This window comes from Erwinia aphidicola (assembly GCF_024169515.1).
In the GTDB taxonomy this organism is placed as follows: domain Bacteria; phylum Pseudomonadota; class Gammaproteobacteria; order Enterobacterales; family Enterobacteriaceae; genus Erwinia; species Erwinia aphidicola.
In genome coordinates, this window is record NZ_JAMKCQ010000001.1 from 4,612,882 (window position 1) to 4,628,651 (window position 15,770).

Below are 15,770 nucleotides of genomic sequence, written 5' to 3' on the forward strand. Positions count from 1 at the left end.
GTCGAGGTAAAAATGCTTAAAAATCACAAATCTATGATTAAATTGAAGCTTTATTAACCCATAATGTTAGTTAATGATAATTCCATTTTACACCCTCTGAAATAAATTATTTGTTACGGAGTTTAAATGACTTACATTAAAGATTTAGAAAATGAAATCCCCACAATAAAAAAATTATCCATTGGAGTTGGGGTTAATTCTTTTTACGCACAAGAGGTTTTGCGATTTTATTCTATTGCGGGAACACTATCAAATCAGTTCGACTTAAATAATTTATCTTTAGTAGAAGAACGATACATTAGCCACATTTTATCTCGTTCTTTACTTGAGAATTTTTTTTGGATTCTTTATATATTTGATGATAAAAATGAAAAGATAATTCGATATGAATCACTACTAGACTCCTTTAGAAAAGATTATTATAAACTCATGAATGAACCAATGATAAATAATCAGCCTGGGTTAGAGCCTGCTGATCCGTCATGGTCTAGTATTTCTCGTGGGCTAGATGTTAATAGTATGCTCGCGCAGATAAAAAATGATTACGGTGATCGCCTGAATTACTTATATTTTACTTATCGTATATCTAGTTTTGATACTCACGGAAAAAATCTTAGCACGGTGTTGGAAAGCGTTTTCGGGAAGCGAGTTAATTTCCCATACCTAAAATTGGAATATGCATTTGAATTGATATCAAATCAATATCTTATAATACTAGGGGAATTACGCAGTAACGGAGAGATACAGTGAATTATTATCTATGTCTAAGTAATTTGCTGTAGTTATGGGAAGAAGAGTAAAGTCTGCTCCTCTTTCAAAGCTGCCCTTGGGCCTTACCTATCATAGCTTCGTATCAGAAGCAGAAATAACTAACATAAGGGCGTACTAGTCAATGGGGAGTAGGTCAGAGCATCTTCCCAAAAAATCGCGTTTTAATGCTCTACTCTCAAGCACCATGACATTTTTTATATTTTCTACCTGACCCACATGGGCAGGTGTCATTTCGGCCAACTTTGCCAAAAATATTAATCATTCTGGCCCCGTTTTCTTGCTGATAGAGATGCTCAATGTAAGCTGCCTGTCTAGCAACCTCAAAGCACTGATCATCCGTGAGACCATTCATATACGGTGTTAGACGTTGAATTTCGGCATGAGCTTGCCGATGTTGTCCTGCCAGTGCCAAGATTACAGCATACTGGCTCCTGACCTGAACCAGTCGATGTATCAGTCCGGCATTATTGACCACAGGTAGTACATGCTGCTCCATGACCTCTCTTGCACCTTCGAAATCTTTAAACTCGACGAAATCATCCGCCAGGTCCTGTCCTACCCGGACCATAGATTCAGGGGCCATGGCTAGATTGTAGAATTTCATTGCATGGATACGCAGAAACGGATCTAGTTTTCCCTGTCTGCTTTTAATTATGGCTAATAGCTCAAGTGCATCAGCTAGATGTTTAAAATGTTCATGGTTGTTCTCGTCATAATTGATAATTTTCAGCAATGCCTCAGCGTTTTTCCCCATGACATCTTTTGGGCTGATTCCAAAAAAGGAGTTGAATCGCCACGGGTTTAACAGACACCTCAGAGTCATTTAAGATGGCTTAAAGAGAGGTGCCCATGAGCGGTAAGCGTTATCCCGAAGAGTTTAAAATTGAAGCAGTCAAACAGGTTGTTGATCGCGGTTATTCTGTTGCCAGCGTTGCAACACGTCTCGATATCACCACCCACAGCCTTTACGCCTGGATAAAGAAGTACGGTCCGGATTCTTCCACTAATAAAGAAGAGTCAGATGCTCAGGCCGAGATCCGCCGTCTCCAGAAAGAGCTGAAGCGGGTTACCGACGAACGGGACATATTAAAAAAAGCCGCGGCGTACTTCGCAAAGCTGTCCGACTGAGGTACGCCTTTATCCGTGACAACACCTGTTGCTGGCCTGTTCGCCTGCTCTGTCGGGTGCTGGATGTTCATCCCAGTGGTTTTTACGCCTGGCTTCAGCAGCCGCATTCACAACGCCATCAGGCAGACCTGAGACTGACAGGACAGATTAAACAGTTCTGGCTGGAATCGGGATGCGTCTATGGTTATCGCAAAATCCATCTGGATCTGCGGGACAGCGGGCAACAGTGCGGAGTGAACAGAGTCTGGCGACTGATGAAACGTGTCGGGATAAAGGCTCAGGTCGGATACCGGAGCCCGCGGGCACGTAAAGGCGAGGCCAGTATCGTGTCGCCCAACAGGCTCCAGCGACAGTTCAGCCCGGATGCTCCGGATGAGCGTTGGGTAACGGACATAACCTACATCAGGACCCACGAAGGCTGGCTGTATCTTGCCGTGGTTGTTGATCTGTTCTCACGCAAAATTATCGGCTGGTCCATGCAATCCCGGATGACAAAGGATATTGTCCTGAACGCACTGCTGATGGCTGTATGGCGGCGTAATCCCCAAAAACAGGTGCTGGTTCATTCGGATCAGGGCAGTCAGTACACAAGCCATGAGTGGCAGTCGTTCCTGAAATCACACGGCCTGGAGGGCAGCATGAGCCGTCGCGGTAACTGCCATGATAATGCGGTTGCAGAAAGCTTTTTCCAGTTGTTGAAACGCGAACGGATAAAGAAAAAGATCTACGGAACGCGGGAAGAAGCCCGCAGCGATATTTTTGATTACATCGAAATGTTTTATAACAGTAAGCGTCGGCATGGTTCTAGCGATCAGATGTCACCGACAGAATATGAAAACCAGTATTATCAACGGCTCGGAAGTGTCTAGATTATCCGTGGCGATTCAACCTGGTGAATCCAGAGTAGCTTCCAGTCCTTTTAGCAATGCGTAGCGACACTGATACAGATAGCCAGTGGCCGACGCGCTGGCCTCATGCGCGTTACTCATCCCGTCACTCCGTTAATTTATCGATAATATTTTCTAACTGAAATCCAATCAATTTACTACTGTCAACATCCAAGATTCTGAAAAATACTTTATGAGGGGGGCCCTAGATAGCCTAATCAGTCCAAGTACAACATCCGCCCCCCAAGTAAGCAACGTCCACTCTTGGTATGTGCAGACTGTTAGACCTCGTTGCACTCTTAGTGATAGATTCTTCGATGCTCTCGTTAGTTATGCTAACGTTAAGGGTTAAGCCATAGTAACGATCACCACATTCCGAGGATTGCTCAATCTGATTTGTTTAATCCGCAACTATTGGTGGTCATTTTGGTGGTCTTGACAGGATGAAGATTCAAGTTTAGCTTGCTTATTAGCCAGTTACTGGCAAAGGTGATCCCAGTCAGAGGAGCCAAATTCTATTCTCATCGCACTGTATGGATCCTGTTGCTATCCAGGTTCAACAAGCCCGCGTGAAAAACCTCCCGATGTTTCTTTAGTCTCCCCTCTCGCCAAAAAATTGCTTGCTTTTCCCGCTGCCTGCTAAGTAACCTGTCGAGGTTCATACACCTTTAAACTTTATGAAACGGATTTTCATGAAACGGACTTTTCTTGCGGACGCCCGTCCACAAAAGACGCTGGGACGCATTCTCGCCGGGCTGCTCTTCGCTGGCGCTTCCCCGTTACTGGCTGCCACGCCATCCGACGCGCCCGACCGGGCTGCTTCCGCTATTGACGCGCGCGAACAGCAGCGCCAGCAAGAGCGCGAGCGCGCCCTGCAAAGCCAAAATAACCCGCAGTCCGATGTGCGCCTTGCCCGCCCTGAGCTTGAGCGAACCCCATATCCCGCTGATGAGCAACCCTGTTTTACCCTCAACCGCATCGCCCTGGTCGGTGAGTCTGCCGGGCGTTTTCAGTGGGCGCTGAAAGCCGCCGCTGACGCCAAAGGGCGCTGCCTGGGCGGCCAGGGCATTGTGCTGGTGATGAATCAGGTGCAAAACGCCATACTGGCTAAAGGCTGGGTCACCACCCGCGTGATGGCGCAGGAGCAGGACCTGACCACCGGCGTGCTGACCCTGACCCTGCAGCCCGGGCGCATCGGGGAGATACGCTTTGAGCAACCCGTTTCGTGGCGCGGGCGACTGTGGAACGCCCTCCCCGCCTCATCGGGCGACATGTTGAATCTACGCGACATTGAGCAGGGGCTGGAGAATTTCCGGCGGGTGCCCAGCGCCGCGGCCGATATCAAAATCGTCCCCGGCAGGCAAGATGCCACCAGCGACCTGCTGGTCAACTGGCAGGAAGCCCGGCCGGTGCGGCTTAGCCTGGGGCTGCATGACAGCGGCTCTAAAAGTACCGGACGGTATCTCGGTTCCGCCACGTTAGCCCTTGATGCCCCCTTTGCGCAGAACGACCTCTTTTACGCCAACGTGGGTAAAGATCTGTTCCAGCACGGGCCGTTTGGCAACCGCTCGCACACCCTGAACTACTTTTTCCCGCTGGGCTACTGGGGTGTTGCCGCCAATTACAACGACTACACCTACCACCAGAATATTCCCAACGCCAACGAAGTGCTGCGCTACAGCGGTAAAAGCAACAATGCTCAGCTGACGCTCTCCCGGCTGCTGTACCGCGACCAGTCGCACAAAATCACGCTCAACCTGCGCGGTTACCGCAGGCACTCGACTAACGCCGTAAACGACATCGATATCGAACAGCAGAAGCGGCGCACCGCCGGCTGGGAGCTGGGGCTTAACCAGCGCAGCTACCTTGGGACCACCACTCTGGACGCCAATATCACCTGGCGGCGCGGGACCGGCGCGTTCAACGCCCTTCCCGCCCCGGAAGAGTCGCGTCATGAAGGCAGCGCTCGCACGGGAATGGTGCTCGGGGACCTGGGGATCAATCAGCCCTTTACCCTGGGTGGGCAACCCTGGCGGATTTACACCAGCCTGCGCGGGCAGTGGAGCCCGAACGCGCTGACGCCCCAGGAGCGCATGGCGATTGCCGGACGTTACACGGTGCGTGGCTTTGACGGCGAACAGGTGCTGTCCGGGGAAAAAGGCCTGCTCTGGCGTAACGATATCGCCTGGAACGTATTCGCACGCGGCCACGAGCTCTACCTTGCGGCCGACTATGGGCGGGTAGGCGGCCCGGGTACCCGATACCTGGTCGGTCACCAGCTTGCGGGCAGCGCGGTTGGCGTACGCGGCGCGCTGTGGGGCCGGTTCAGTTATGACCTGTTTGCTGGCCTGCCGATCTACAAGCCAGCAGGCTTCCACACCTCGGGTGCCACGGCAGGCTTTAGCGTTAATCTGGAAATCTGAAACCCGGCAGGGCGTGATTACGCCCCCTTTTTTGACAATGGACGAAACGGACTGACTTTACTCAGGGAAGAACCTCATGAACAAACATTGCTATCGCCTGATATTTAGCCGCACCCACGGAGAGCTGCGGGTCGTATCCGAACTGGCCCGCAGCTGCAGCAGCGAACCCGGACAGCATCGCGGTGCCGGCATCGCGGCGGAGAACCGTTTATGGGTGACCCTGCGGCGTGCGGTATGGCTGCTGGGGCTGGCAATGTTTGCCGCGCCGGTGATGGCCAGCGGCATTGTGGCCGACGGCAGCGCCGCGCCCGGCCAGCGGCCGGAGGTGATCGCCACCCAGAACGGCCTGCCGCAGGTCAATATCACCGCCCCTAACCAGGCCGGGGTGTCGCATAACCAGTATCAGCAGTTCGACGTCGATCACAAAGGCGCCATCCTCAACAACTCGGCGGTCATGACCTCCACCCAGATGGCCGGCATGATCCAGGGCAACCCCAATCTCAATCCCAATAGCGCGCCGGCGCGGGTGATCCTCAACGAAGTGAACAGCAATAATCCCAGCCAGCTGCGTGGCTTTCTGGAAGTCGCCGGCGGCAAGGCGCAGGTGATTGTGGCTAACCCTGCCGGGATTGTGTGCAACGGCTGTGGCACCATTAACGCCGGGCGCATGACGCTGACCACCGGCAAGCCGCAGATGAACGCAGACGGCAGCCTGGCGGGATACCAGGTTGAGCGCGGCGTGATAAGCGTTGAAGGGGGCGGCCTCAACGGTGACGCCCGTCATGATACCGGGTACGTCGACCTCCTCGCCCGTGCGGTAAAGGTTAACGCCGGGGTCTGGGCCAAAGAGGAAGTCTCGGTGGTCGCCGGCCGCAACCGTATCAGCGCGGATGGAAAAAGCGTGGCGCCGCTCTCAGATAACGGCAGCGCTAAGCCCCAGCTGGCGATAGACATGGGCCAGATGGGCGGCATGTACAGCGGCAGTATCCGCATGATAGGCACCGAAGCCGGGGTGGGCGTGCGCAATCAGAACGCGCAGGTTCAGGCAGGCAAAACGCTGACCGTCAGCAGTGAGGGCAGGCTCAGCTGGCAATCAGATGCGCAAAATGCGGCCACGCAGGCCGGTGGCGATATCAGGATGGCGGCCAGAGACGCCGTCGACTATCAGGGTAAGTTACACGGCGGCGGCCAACTCTCCGTACAGAGCCGCGAGGGTAAGCTGACGCAGTCAGGCACCCTCGCCGCGGCGGGTGATGTGCAGCTCAACGCCGCTCGCAGCATAGCGAGCAGCGGGCACCTTCTGGCGGGCAGCGATGCCAATAGCCAGATCAACCGCGATGCCAGCCTGCGCCTGGAAAGCCAGGGCGATATTCGCGCCAGCGGCAGCCTGCTCAGTAAAAAAGAGATTGATGTGAGCGGACGCCGGGTCGACATCAGCGGCGCGCACGTCGCGGCCAGCCGCGCCCGGCTAAACGCCCGGGAAGGCGGCGCGGCGCTGCGAGATTCAGCGATAGACAGCAAACAGTTGGTCATCAACACCGCCGCTGATATTGATGCGCGCCAGGCTCAGGTGAAGGCCGGCCGCTGGGACGTCACTGCGAACAACCTGTTCAATCAGCAGGCTACCTGGTCCCAGACGGGAACTGGTGAAAGTCGCTTCGCGCTGACGGGGCGGCTGGACAACAGTGACGGCACCATAGAAAGCCGCCAGCTCAGTTTCAGCGCGGCGGCGCTGACCAACTCGCGCGGCAGCCTGCTGGCACTCGATAATGCGGCGCAGCAGTGGCAAGTCAGTGGCCTGCTCGACAATGCGGGCGGCGAGATCGGCAGCAACGGCGACCTGCGGCTTGACGCCGGCAGTCTGGACAATCAGAACGGCACGGTAAAAACCCAGGCCGCGCTGGCGGTGAACACCTCCGGCGCGGTCAACAACGCAGGTGGTAACCTGCTGGCCGGAAACGCCCTGACGCTCAGCGCGGGCGGTGACGTCAGCAACGAGTCCGGCACCCTGAGCGGCGGCCAGCTCACCCTCAGCGCGGCGGGGCTGCTCGCGAATGGCAAGGGTGAAATCAGCGGTCAGTCGCTGACGCTGACGACCGGCAGTCTGGATAACGCCCTGGGTAAGATCGTCGCCCAAAACGATGTCACCCTGACGTCGCAGCAGGGGCTGAACAATGCCGGCGGCTGGCTTGAAGCCGGAAATGGCCTCGCGTTAAACGCCGGGGGCGACTGGGATAACCGTGGCGGTATCGCCCAGGGCGGCCATCAGGTCAACGCCAGTGCGCTGTCGCTCGACAATACTGGCGGCAGGCTGCAGTCCGGTGGTGACCTTAGCCTGAATAGTTCAGGCGATATTGTTAACCGCACCGGCAAGCTGACCGCGCAGCAGGCACTCAGTGTCAACGCAGGCGCGGCCAGCCTGTTTGACAACGACGACGGTTCGCTGCAGAGCGGCGGCGCCCTGACCCTGCAGGGCGGACGGCTGAACAACCGTCAGTCGGGGCGGATTTACAGCCAGAACGCGCTGTCACTCAGCCTTGACGGGGAATGGAACAACCAGGGCGGCACCTTGACCGGCAGCGGCAGCAGCTGGGTGCGCGCTGCAAACCTGCTGAATGCTCAGGGGGCTATCAACGCCCTCGACAGCCTGGACATGCAGTTCAGCGGAAAGCTGGATAATGGCCAGGGACGTATTTTCAGTCAGCTGTCGCAAACGCTCAACGCGCAGGACATTGTCAATGTTGGTGGCTGGATGGGCAGCCAGGGTAGCTGGCACGCCGTCAGCGGCAGCTTTGACAACGCGCAGGGCAGCGTGCAAAGCCAGCAGGATGTGCAGCTTGCAGCGAACTGGCTGGGCAATGCGCAAGGCGCCCTGCAGTCGGCGGCGGACCTGGTGCTGCACGTTGCGCAGGATATCGATAACCACGGCGGCAAGGTTTCCGCGCAGGGGCTGCTTGCCGTGCAGGGCTCGACTGCGGATGCCCACGCCGGGGCAATCAACAATGCGGGCGGCCAGTGGCTGGCGGGAGAGGCGCTGAACATTGCCGCCCTGAGCCTGAACAACAGCCAAAACGGTCAGCTGTACAGCCAGAAGCTGCTGCGCCTGAAACTGAACGGCGAACTGGACAACCGTGGCGGCAGGCTGCAGAGCGGCGACGCGCTGTCGCTTGACGCACAGGCACTGAACAATGCCGGCGGCACGACAGACGCCCGGCAGGCGCTAACGCTGCGCATCCTCAGCCTGCTTGATAATACTGGCGGGACAATACGCAGCAACGGTGACCAGCGGGTCACGGCGGGCGATATCAATAACCGACAGGGCGTATTCAGCAGCCGCGGTGACATTGACCTGGCCACGGCACAGCTGGACAACGCCGGCGGCACGCTGATCGGTCAGGGTGCAGGCACCTATCACATTGCGCGGCTTGACAACCAGCAGGGCAAGGTTCACAGCGCTGCATCGCTGACGCTTGACGCCACGCGGGTGAATAACCAGGGCGGCCAGCTCGTCGCCATGCAGGCGCTGAGGCTCAGGGCGGACGCGCTGGACAACAGCGCTCAGGGGACGCTCAGCAGCCAGGCGTCGCTTGACCTGCAAGCTGACAGCCTGAACAACCGCGACGGCGGCCTGATCCTCGGCACCACCCACGCCGGCATCCGCGCGCGCGACATCGACAACGCAGCGGGACGGCTGCAAAGTGCGGGCACCCTCACCTTCACGGATGTCGCCACACTGGATAACCGCCAGGGACGACTCCTTGCCAACGGTAATATCGCCATTAATGCCGGACTGTCGCCGGGCGCCTCACCGCTCGCCCTGCGCAATCAGGGCGGACGGGTAGAGAGTGCCGGTGACCTGACTCTGCATACGCGCACCCTGGAAAATCAGCGCGGCACCCTGCTCGGTCTGCAGTCGCTCACGCTGAGCGCGCAGCAGGATTACATCCGCACCGCGGGCGAAACCGTCAGCAGCAACGGTAAGGTGACGTTCTCTCTGAGCGGTGCCTTTACCAACCTGGCGGACTGGCTGTTGCCGGGCGAACTTATCCTTAATGCGGCCAGCATCACCAATCCGGCTGTCCTGGTGGGCAAAACACTTCAACTGACGACCGGGACCCTGCAAAACAGCGGGCGCATTGAAGCGGACACCATGACGATGAACGTCGATACCCTGGACAACGCCGCGGCGCTGATGGGCGACGATATCACCGTGCGTGCGCGCACGATTGACAACCACGGCCAGCCTGCGGTCATCGCAGCGGCCCACCGCCTGACGTTGCAGGCCGGCGAGCGCCTGAGCAACCGGGATGGCGCCCTGCTCTACAGCGGCGACAGCCTGTCGCTTCACAGCGATGACCTGATTGAGAACCGGGCGAGCTTTATCGAAGCGGACGGCGACCTGGCCGTCGAGGCCCGCCGGCTGGACAATCTGCGCGAAGGGCTGGAGATCCAGCGCGATGCAGAAAAGAGCGACTACAAGTGGCATCGCTATAACTACTACTGGCGCACCTATGGTTCGGCGGTCAACCCCGATAAAAGCACCATGGCACCGACCACCCAGCAGCTGACCTTCCAGGATGACGCGGCGGCGCAGAGCAACCGCTACGGCACCCTGCTGGCCATTGATGCGGCGGGCAAGCGCGCGCAGGTGCGCGTCAAAGACAACAAAGGCCAGCTGACCGACCTGTGGGTTAACTACCTGGCGCTTAAGCCGAATGCCGACGGCAGCTACGCGATGACGTTCTATGAAACGCGTGGGGGAAACCAGCTGGCAACCATCCCGACGCCCTATCAAAACGGCTTCCACTGGGAGCACGACTGGACGCAGGTGCTAACCTGGGACCCCGAAAAGCACATTGATATCGACAGCGCACCGTTTATTACCGATTACAACAATTTCCGCGAACGCTCAGAGAGCGGCACGGTGACCCGCGACAGGCTGGTTTCCGAAGGCATCGGCGCGCGCATTCTGGCAGGCGGCAATATGCTGCTGCGCATTACCGGGCAGTTGCTCAATGACGCCAGCGTCATCACCGCCGGTGGCAACCTGACGCAGGATGGCGGTGGCAGCGTGGACAACCGCGGTTACTCGGTCAATGAACGGCGGCAGGCAGTGATTGTCGACCATTACGACAAGGACACCCATCACTGGTATCCGACGTTCAACCGCGATGAAACCACGGCGCTAACCACCGTTGACGGCATTATTACCGGCAACGGCACGGTGACCATCAACGGCGCCAGCATTACCAACACTACGGTAAACCAGGCGCAAATCAGCCGGCTTGAGTCGGCATTAAACGCCGTAGACGCCGAACGTGCCGAACTGGAGCGCAACCCGCTGGCCTTTACGGTTGAAGGTGCTACCCCCGTGGTCGGCGACACCACGCTTGCGCCGCTGGGGCGCCCGCTGCTGCCGGCCGAGCTGGCGCTTACCCAGTTACAGCATCTGGGCAATGTGGCGACCGCCATTCCCAATAACGCCCTTTTTGCCCAGCATACGGCACCCGCCAGCCCGTTCCTGGTGGTCACCGACGAACGCTTTACCAACCGCGATAAGTTTATCAGCAGCGATTACCTGCTCGGCCGGGTGGGCTATGACCCGGCGCAGGTGCATAAACGCCTGGGCGACGGTTTTTACGAGCAGCGCCTGGTGCGTGAGCAGGTGCTGGCACTCACCGGTAAACCGTCCGTCAGGGGGGAAGATGCGATGGCGCAGTACCAGCAGCTGATGAACAACGGTAGCCAGGTCGCACAGGACTTCCACCTGGTGCCCGGCGTGGCCCTGACGCCGGAGCAGATAGCCGCGCTGCAGCAGGACATCGTCTGGCTGGTGAGCGAGACGGTGCAAACGGCCGACGGTCCGCAAACGGTGTGGGTACCGAAAGTCTACCTGGCGCAGAGCACGCTGCGCCTGACCGGGGATGGCGCGGTGATTGGCGGCGGCAGTCTGCAGCTCTCGGCCGGCAGCATCACCAACGCCGGCAACCTGTTTGCCGACAAGGCCCTGACGGTCGACGCCGGGCAGTTCCTGCATCAGGGTGGTGACATCAAGGCCGGCAGCATTGACGTGCAGGCCGACACCCTGTCGATGAGCAGCAACCTGCAGGACGCGCTGCGCCAGGCGACGATGAGTGCCGATGACATTAGCCTGCGCGGCACTGATATCGGTCTTGCGGGCGCCAAGCTGACTGCAACAGATACCCTCAGCCTGAGCGCGCGCAACAATCTGACCATTACCACCGCCAGAAGCAGCCACACGGCTGACCTCGGGGTTATCTCCGGCTCGATGGGCAACCGTACACGCGGCGGCACGGAGGCGGCCGGCTCCCGGATGGCGCAGGTCAGCGGCGAATGGCAGCAGGTGCTGGGGAGCGAGCTTAACGCCGGCGGCAATCTCACGCTCAATGCCGGGCGTGACGTGACGCTGACGGGCAGCCAGCTCCAGGCAGGCGGCCAGCTGGGCGTGCAGGCCGGGGGTAATATCAACCTCCTTGCCGATAAGACCACCAATAGCACGCACCTGGACGCCAACAGCCGGACTTCGTCAGTCAGCAACAGCCGCGAGGAACAGCGCCTGGCATTAAGCGCACTCGGCGGAGACCAGGGCGTCACCCTGGTGGCAGGTAACCAGCTGCTGGCCGAAGGCGCACAGGTTGCCAGCAAAGAGGGCCGCATCGGCGTCAGCGCGCAGGACGTGACGATTAAGGACGCACGGACCCACTCGCAGGACCAGGACAGCGAAAACAAACGCGAGGGCAAGACCAAAAGCCATCGCATCGAGCAAAACACACGCGAGACCAGCAGCGGCAGCACCTTCAGCGGTCAGCAAGGGGTCACGGTTATCGGGCGTGAAGGCGATGTCACCGTCACCGGCAGCGCCCTGCACAGTGACCAGGGCGCCATCGCCCTGCAGGCGAAAAAGGATGTGACCCTCAGTACCGCCACCGAACGCGAGTCAAGCTTCAGTGAAGAACGGTCTCAGAAAAAGGGCTTCCTGAAAAAAAGCAGCAGCCACAGCGTGGCGCATGACGCCACCACGCGCGAGAAAGGTACCCTGCTCAGCGGGGAGAGCGTCAGCGTCAGCGCCGGCAATGACCTGACGGTCACCGGGTCGGCGATTGCTGCCGACCGTGATGTGAACCTGCAGGCCGGACATAACGTTGATATCGGTGCGGCCACCGAGACCGACACCCACTACCGGTTGGATGAGAAGAAAAAGAGCGGCCTGCTGGGCAGCGGCGGCATCGGCTTTACGATTGGTAAGCAGTCGAGCAAACACGAAGTCGACGAGAAAGGCAGAACCCAGAGCCAGAGCGTCAGCACCGTCGGCAGCAGCCAGGGCAATGTCAGCATCACCGCAGGCAACCAGCTGCACATCGGCGGCGCCGACCTGGTGGCGGCCGGAGATCTGGCGCTGACCGGTGACAGCGTGGCTATCGACCCGGGCTACGACCAGCGCACCCGCCGGGAAACCTTCGAGCAGAAGCAGAGCGGGCTTAACCTGGCGCTGTCGGGCAGCGTGGGCAGCGCGCTCAACACCGCCGTCAGCACGGCTCAGCAGGCAAGAAAGGAAGGCGACGGACGCCTGAACGCGCTGCAAAACACCAAAGCGGCGCTGTCCGGCGTGCAGGCTGCACAGGCCTGGGCGCGTGACGACGCCCTGACCGGGGCGGCGGATGCGAAAAATGCCGCAGCCGGCCTGCAGTCGGGTGATGAAGGTGCCGCGCAGGGGGCCACCAACACCGTTGGCGTTACCGCCTCCTGGGGCAGCCAGTCGTCGAAGAGCGAAACCCGCACCGACAGCCGCCAGTCGCAGGGCAGCACGCTCAACGCCGGGCAAAACCTGTCGATAACGGCAGCCGGTAAGAATAACGCCGCGCAAAGCGGCGATATCGCGATATCCGGCAGTCAGCTGAAGGCGGGCAAAAACCTGACGCTCGACGCCGCGCGGGATATTACCCTGCACTCCGCGCAAAACAGCGAATCCACAACGGGCACTAACAGCAGTAAAGGCGGTAGCGTCGGCGTGGGTATCGGCGCCGGTACGGGCGGCTACGGCATCAGCGTCTCTGCCGGGGTGAACGCCGGTAAGGGGCATGAGAACGGCAGCGGCCTGACCCACAGCGAAACCACGCTCGACGCGGGCAGCCATCTCAGCCTGACCAGCGGCCGCGACACCACCCTGAAAGGGGCGCAGGCCAGCGGGGAAAAAATCACCGTTGACGCCGGGCGCAACCTGACGCTGGAAAGCGAGCGGGACAGCGACCGCTATAACGCAAAGCAGCAGAACGCCGGCGCGGGCGGCAGCTTCACCTTCGGCTCAGCCGGTTCCGCCAGCGTCAGCGCCAGCCGGGACAGGCTCAAAAGCAACTTTGACAGCGTCAAAGAGCAGACCGGGCTGTTTGCGGGCAAAGGCGGCTATGACGTCACCGTCAAAGAGCACACCCAGCTCGACGGCGCGGTAATAGCCAGCACGGCGGAGAGCGACAAGAACCGCCTCGATACCGGCACGCTGGGCTGGAGCGACATCCACAACCAGGCAGATTACCGCGCCACGCACAGCGGCGGCAGCCTCAGCACCGGCGGCCCGGTCGGCAAGGACCTGCTGGCCAATATGGCCGGAAGCATGCTGTCGGGCGCCAACAACAGCGGCCATGCAGAGGGCACGACGAAGGCCGGGGTCAGTGAAGGCGCCCTGCTCATCCGTGACCAGGACGGGCAGCAGCAGGATGTCACCACCCTGAACCGGGATACCGACCACGCCAACGACGGCAGCATCAGCCCGATATTTAACAGGGAGAAGGAGCAGAACCGGCTCAGGCAGGCGCAGCTTATCGGCGAAATCGCCGGTCAGGCGATGGACGTTATCCGCACCCAGGGCGACATCGCCGGGCTGAAGGCCCAGACCGACCCGGCGGCGCTGGCGCAGGCGCGGGAGCAGCTGAAGAAGGACGACAAACCGTTCCGCGAGTCGGACGTGCTGCAGCGCGCCTACGACAACGCGATGCGGCAGTACGGCACCGGCAGCGACCTGCAGAAGGCGGCGCAGGCGGTAACGGGCGCGCTGACGGCGCTGGCGGGCAACAACCTGGCCGGGGCGCTGGCGAGCGGCGCATCGCCGTATCTGGCGACGGAAATTAAGAAGCTGACCACTAATCCGCTGACCGGCAAGGTGGACGTGGCCAGCAACGCGATGGCGCACGCAGTGCTGGGCGCGGTCACGGCACAGCTGAACCACCAGTCGGCCGTGGCCGGCGGGCTGGGCGCCGGCGGCGGCGAACTGGCGGCGCGCTACATCGCCGGTCAGCTGTTCCCGGGCAAAACCGCAGAGCAGCTGAGCGAAAGCGAGAAACAGCAGGTCAGCGCGCTGAGCCAGCTGGCCTCAGGGCTTGCAGGCGGCCTGGCGACGGGCGATACTGGCGGTGCTGTGGCGGCCGCCCAGGCGGGTAAGAATGCGGTGGAGAATAACTTCCTGAGCAGTACCTCCTCGGAAAAACGTGATGCTTTGGCAGAGAAAGTCTTAAAAGGCGATAAATCCCTGCAAACCGCGCAAGAGTTTTTGCAACTGGAGAATGCTGATACACGCAGTGATGCATTAGTTGCTAAATTCAATAAAGAACCAGCCAGCATGAGCAGTGCAGAGCGTACAGAACTAGCCAGTTATTTGAGAGTTTATGCTGCCGAAATGCAGACTCAATATGATGAGGCCGTAACTAAGGAACTGATTACAGGGATGCTGACAGGGCAGAACTATCAACAATCAGCCCCGCAAACGAAAGCTCAACAAGAGGCCCAAAAAATCATGAATACCTGGGGCTACCATAAATCGAATGCCAGCATTGGTGACCCTGCCCTGTTGTTCGGCGGTAATATGTTGGGCACCACGATAAAAGAGGGCATGGCGCTGAATGCGGCAATTGGCGCGGGAGTTAATACGGTATCTCAGTTGTCTGGAAAAGATCCGTTCAGCTATGTTGATGCCATTATGGCCGGAGTGACCGCTGCAGCGACAACAGGAAAAGGTATCGGGGCATCGGCTGCAATTAATATGGGCGGTGCTGCTGTTGGCAGCGGGATTAAAGGTGAAGACCCGACTAATTCAGTTATCAGTACCGGATTAGGTTCCGTGATTGGTGGCAGTACTGGAAAGGCTATATCTGGATCTTTAGGAACTTCTGTAAAAGAGGGAACGGCAGATATTATTAGCAATATCGGTGGGTCCGTTACTAGTGAAGCTGTTGGAAATACTGTAAAAGGAACGCTTGATGAAGCCGATAAATCCGTTAAAAATTAATCAGAGTGTCAATTTAAATACTCTTGTTAAATTGGTGGTTCGTTGTATTTTGTGTGTTTTTTTTATAGCAATGATGGGCTGTCTTCTCGGCAGATTAATAGTATTTTTTAAAGCCAATTTTTTACTATTTGATTGGAAAAAGGATGTTTTTTATTCTTTAAAAGTAGGCGCTTCCGCTGGTACATTAGCTGGGATCGGCATCTGGATAAAAGCCAAACTGCAAGAGCGAAAAGATAGCAAATCCCGATCTGAATAACTTTATAA

Annotated in this window: 5 protein-coding genes and 2 pseudogenes; 6 read left to right on the forward strand and 1 reads right to left on the reverse strand. The window is 58.2% G+C overall.

Annotated elements, in window-relative coordinates; genetic code table 11:
• The first annotated feature begins 126 nt into the window (after positions 1–126).
• Entirely contained in the window at positions 127–750 is a 624-nt protein-coding gene (locus J2Y91_RS21525; RefSeq protein WP_133623362.1) for a hypothetical protein, read from the forward strand.
• A gap of 196 nt (positions 751–946) precedes the next feature.
• Here J2Y91_RS21525 and J2Y91_RS21530 read toward each other — a convergent pair.
• Positions 947–1,582, reverse strand: a pseudogene (locus J2Y91_RS21530) (YecA family protein); the annotation flags it as partial.
• A 38-nt stretch (positions 1,583–1,620) separates the two neighbouring features.
• On the opposite strand from J2Y91_RS21530, the gene J2Y91_RS21535 reads away from it, so the two are divergent.
• The 5 genes and pseudogenes from J2Y91_RS21535 (at position 1,621) to J2Y91_RS21555 (ending at position 15,762) form a co-directional block, all read left to right on the forward strand.
• Positions 1,621–2,768, forward strand: a protein-coding gene (locus J2Y91_RS21535) for an IS3 family transposase (protein WP_133623360.1) whose coding sequence is annotated in 2 segments (ribosomal slippage) — positions 1,621–1,858 and positions 1,858–2,768 — 1,149 coding nt in all. Because the reading frame shifts where the segments join, the coding sequence is not laid out codon by codon here.
• A 390-nt stretch (positions 2,769–3,158) separates the two neighbouring features.
• Positions 3,159–3,359 (forward strand): annotated as a pseudogene (locus J2Y91_RS23075) (hypothetical protein).
• Between the two features lie 119 nt (positions 3,360–3,478).
• A complete protein-coding gene (locus J2Y91_RS21545; protein ID WP_133623353.1) occupies positions 3,479–5,209 on the forward strand; it encodes a ShlB/FhaC/HecB family hemolysin secretion/activation protein in 1,731 nt (576 codons plus the stop codon).
• 76 nt (positions 5,210–5,285) lie between these two features.
• Complete coding sequence (locus J2Y91_RS21550; RefSeq protein WP_253539310.1) at positions 5,286–15,506, forward strand: hemagglutinin repeat-containing protein; 10,221 nt, start codon at positions 5,286–5,288, stop codon at positions 15,504–15,506.
• Entirely contained in the window at positions 15,478–15,762 is a 285-nt protein-coding gene (locus tag J2Y91_RS21555) for a hypothetical protein (RefSeq protein ID WP_133623352.1), read from the forward strand. Before J2Y91_RS21550 ends, J2Y91_RS21555 begins: the two co-directional genes overlap by 29 nt.
• Positions 15,763–15,770 lie beyond the last annotated feature (8 nt).